Origin of the sequence: Streptomyces sp. SolWspMP-5a-2, from assembly GCF_900091845.1 — a bacterium.
GTDB classification, from domain to species: domain Bacteria; phylum Actinomycetota; class Actinomycetes; order Streptomycetales; family Streptomycetaceae; genus Streptomyces; species Streptomyces doudnae.
Window position 1 is genome coordinate 1 of record NZ_FMCI01000180.1, and the last position, 3,546, is coordinate 3,546.

General features: G+C 75.9%; 3 protein-coding genes. All 3 read left to right on the plus strand.

Features of this window, described 5'->3' with window-relative positions; translation table 11 throughout:
- A partial coding sequence (locus GA0115242_RS18590; protein WP_141721637.1) for a tetratricopeptide repeat protein occupies nt 1-1,738 on the plus strand: 1,738 nt, incomplete at its 5' end.
- Nucleotides 1,739-1,838: 100 nt separating this feature from the next.
- Nucleotides 1,839-2,567 (plus strand): M15 family metallopeptidase, encoded by a 729-nt coding sequence (locus GA0115242_RS18595; RefSeq protein WP_093829876.1) that lies wholly within the window; start codon nt 1,839-1,841, stop codon nt 2,565-2,567.
- A 165-nt stretch (nt 2,568-2,732) separates the two neighbouring features.
- Nucleotides 2,733-3,278: an RNA polymerase sigma factor gene (locus GA0115242_RS18600; protein WP_093829878.1), complete on the plus strand. Its 546-nt coding sequence runs from the start codon at nt 2,733-2,735 to the stop codon at nt 3,276-3,278.
- The last annotated feature ends 268 nt before the right edge of the window (nt 3,279-3,546 follow it).

Genomic DNA, 3,546 nt, shown 5'->3' on the forward strand with positions numbered 1-3,546 from the left:
GCCCGGGGAGCCGTCGCCGGAGGCGGACCGGGTGCCGGGTGACCTCCGCGAGATCGTCGCCCTCTGCGGTCAACTCCCGCTCGCCCTGCGGATCGCGGGCGCCCGGCTCGCCGCGCGTCCGCACTGGGGCCCGGGTCAACTCGCCGCGCGGCTGCGGGACGAGCGCCGGCGCCTGAACGAACTCCGGGTGGGCGACCTGGAGGTGCGCACCAGCCTCGAACTGGGCTACGCCGAGCTGGACGGGCCCGAGCGCCGGGCGCTGCGCCGACTCGCCCTGATGGACCTGCCCGACTTCGCCGCCTGGATCGCCGCGCCCCTGCTCGACATCGGCACCGAGGAGGCCGAGGAGGCCGTCGAACGGCTCGTCGACTGCCATCTCATCGAGGTGCTCGCCGTCGACGGGACCGGCGAGAACCGCTACCGCATCCACGACCTCGTCAGGGAACACGCCCGCGAGCGCTGCCTGTCGGAGGAGAGCCCCGCCGACCGCGCGGCGGCCGTGCGCCGACTCGTCGCCTGCTGGCTCACCCTCGCCGACCGCGCCGCCGTCCGCGGACCCGGCGGCGTCTCCTGGCTGCTGCCCGCGCCCGCGACCGAGTGGCTCCTCGAACCCGCCGTCCAGGAAAGGCTGTTGGAGCGGCCCGCCGCCTGGTTCGCCGCCGAGCAGAACTGCCTGGTCGCCGCCGTCCACCACTGCGCCGCGCGGGGCATGACGCGGGAGGCGCGGGAACTGGCGGGCGCCCTGATAGCGAGTTCCGCCGCCCTGTACAACCAGTTCGACGTCTGGGCCCAGACCCACACCGTGGCGCTCGACGCGGTGCGCCGCGAGGGGGACGGCGAGGGCGAGGCGTGGCTCCTCGTCGGCCTCGGCCAACTCCGCTACGAACAGGACCGGTTCGAGGACGCGCACGCCTGCCTGGTGCGTGCCCTCGGCCTCTTCGACGAGCAGACGGCGGCGGCCGGGGACGACGCGGACGCCGTCCTCGACGCCCTGCGCGGCAGCGCGACGGCGCTGGTCGGCATGGGCACCATCCGCCGCGAACAGGCGGACTTCGCCGAGGCGTCCCGCACCCTCGCCGCCGCCCTCGACCGCTACGACACCCTGGACGACGACGCGGGCCGGGCCAGGACGCTCTACGGAGTCGGGTACGTCCACCGCGAGCAGGGCCGCGACGACGAGGCCAGGGAGGCGCTGACCCGGTCGCTCGCGCTGTTCCGCCGGGTCGGCGACCGCCAGGGCGAGGCGCTCACCCTGCGCTCGCTCGCCCTGTGCGCGCGGGCCCTCGGCGCGCTGACCGAGGCGGCCGACCTGCTGGCCGAGGCCCTGGACGTCTTCACCCGCCTCGGGGACACCTTCGGGCTGATGTACACCGAACAGGCCCTGGCCAAGGTCGAGTTGCGGCAGGGCCGGTTCGACCAGGCGCACGACCGGCTCGGCCGCTGCCTGGACGTGGCCAGGGAACGCCAGGACGCCTTCGGGGAGGCCCTTGTGCTGCGCACCCGGGGCGAGTGGCACCTGGCGTCGGGCGACCCGCTGGGCGCCGAGGCCCCGCTGCGGGCCGCGCTGGCGATCTGGGAGCGCCTCGGGCTGCCCCTCTGGCGGGCCCGCACCCTCCGCGACCTGGCCGCGACGCACACCGCGCACGGCGACCACGAGGCCGCCGCGGAGGCCCGACGCCAGGCGTCCGCCGCGTTCCTGGCGCTCGGCAGCCGCGAGGCGGGGGAGGACCACCGCTGAGCCGACCCGGCGGCGGGCGACCGGCCGGGTCCGCGCGGAGGCCGGCGGTCCTGCATGCGGCGTGCAGAGCTTTTGCAGAGGAGTCCGCGACGCTCGGTCCGTGACCGACATCATCACTCTCTCCGATCCGCGCGTGGCCGCCGTCCTCGTCGACGAATGCGGCGAACCGCTGGTCGACGTCCGCGAGGTGCCCGAACTGCTCCTCGACAGCAGGCAGGCCACCGACGACGGCGCGTACGCCCTGCTCAGGTCGGGCGTGCTGGGACGGCTCCTGCAGGCCCAGCGGGCGCTCCCGGCCGGGCTGCGCTTTCTGGTCGTCGAGGGGTACCGGCCGCCCGGGTTGCAGCGCCGCTACTACGAGCAGTACGCGACGTCCCTGCGCGCCGCGCACCCCGACGCCTCGCCCGCCCGCGTCCGCGAGCTGGCCAGCGCCTACATCTCACCGCCGGAGGTCGCCCCGCACGTCTGCGGCGGCGCGGTCGATCTGACCCTGTGCGCCGAGGACGGCACCGAACTGCCACTGGGCACCGAGGTCAACGCGACCCCGGAGGAGAGCGCGGGCGCCTGCCGCACCGACGCGCCCGGCATCAGCGCGACCGCCCGCGCCCACCGGACCCTGCTGCGCGAGGCGCTCACCTCCGCCGGATTCGTCAACTACCCCACGGAGTGGTGGCACTGGTCCTACGGGGACCGCTACTGGGCGCTCATGCGCGGCCGTCCGGCCGCCCGCTACGGCCCGACAGAGCCGCCCGGCACGGAACCGGCCCACCGGGACGGCCCGCCGCCGACCCCCAAGCGCCAGGACGGCCCGCCGCCGACCCCGGCCTAGAGCCCGCACCCCGCTCACCACCCTCCCTCTCCCCTCCCTCTCTCCCTCGCCCGCTCAGGAGTTCCGCACGCACGGCCGGTCGGCGCAACGGGCGCCCGCCGGAGACAGCACACCCCCGGTGTGCCGCCCGACCAGCGGCCACCGGGTACATGGGGGATACGTCAGATGAACAGAAGCGAGCCCTGCGACACCGTCCTCGACCGTCCGGTCGACCGCATGGAACCCGACGAGTTCGACGCGGTCTTCACCGAGGTCATGCCCCGGCTGCGCCGTCGGCTGCTGGCCCTGACCGGCAACCCGTACGACGCCGACGACCTGCTCCAGGAGACGTACGTGCGCCTCGCCCGGCGGGCCAGGGGCCGCACCCTCGCCCCGCAGCGGCACCCGTACGCCTACGCCTCCGCGACCGCGCTCAACCTGCTGCGCGACTCCTGGCTCAGGCCGTCCCGGCGCGAGACCTGCACCGACCGGCTGCCCGAACCGGGCTGGGACGGCGGGGTCGAGCGCTGCGAGGCCCGGTGCGCGGCGCTCGCGCTGCTCGCCCTGCTGTCGCCGAAGGAGGCCGCCGCCGTCATCCTCGTCGACCTGGAGGGGCTCAGCCACGACGCGGCCGGGGAGCTGCTCGGGGCGCACCGGGGGACCGTGCAGCGCAACCGGATGCGCGGGCTCGCCAAGATGCGGGACGCGCTGGCCGACGCCAGGGCCCGCTGACGTCAACCCGAGCGGGCGGGCACCGCCGCACCCGGCTGCCCGTCCGCCCCGGGCCCCGCGCCCGGCCGACCCGTCTGTGACACAGGTCACAGCGCGGAAGGCATATCCGCGCACCACCGGCCCGGTCCTCCAAGTGACACACCGTCAACAAAGGATGTGCTCCGTGAACACCACTCCCAGGACGCGCCCCCGCGCCGGTGGCCCCCTGGCCGCCGTCGCCGCCGTCGCCCTCTCCGCCGCCCTGCCCCTCGCGCTGCCCGCGACGGCC